The organism is Amphritea pacifica (assembly GCF_016924145.1).
Classification (GTDB): domain Bacteria; phylum Pseudomonadota; class Gammaproteobacteria; order Pseudomonadales; family Balneatricaceae; genus Amphritea; species Amphritea pacifica.
Genome location: NZ_JAFFZO010000173.1, coordinates 1 through 327, shown reverse-complemented (window position 1 = coordinate 327; position 327 = coordinate 1). Strand labels below are relative to the sequence as shown.

At 59.3% G+C, this 327-nt stretch carries 1 protein-coding gene; it reads right to left on the bottom strand.

The window, feature by feature from the left end; all coding sequences use genetic code 11:
- Positions 1-327 (bottom strand): ABC transporter permease subunit (locus JW499_RS21955; protein WP_205212546.1); only part of this gene is annotated, 327 nt, incomplete at both ends.

The following is a 327-nucleotide window of genomic DNA, read 5'->3' as shown; positions in this document are numbered from 1 at the left end:
CCGCCATATAGGCAGACTGGAACAGGGTGATACCGATCAGTGCCCGCAGCAGCTTGTCAAAGCTCATCCCTTCCGGGAAAAACAGCGGCAGCATAACGGACGCCATGAACAGCACGGTAATCAGCGGGACCCCCCGCCAGAGTTCGATAAAGGTGACACAGACCGATTTCACGATCGGCATATCAGACTGTCGTCCCAGCGCCAGGACAATCCCCAGCGGCAGCGACGCCACAATACCGACCACCGCCAGCACCAGGGTCAGGGTCAGGCCACCCCAGAGGTGGGTTTCAACCTGCGGCAGGCCGAATGAATTACCGTACAGCAGGA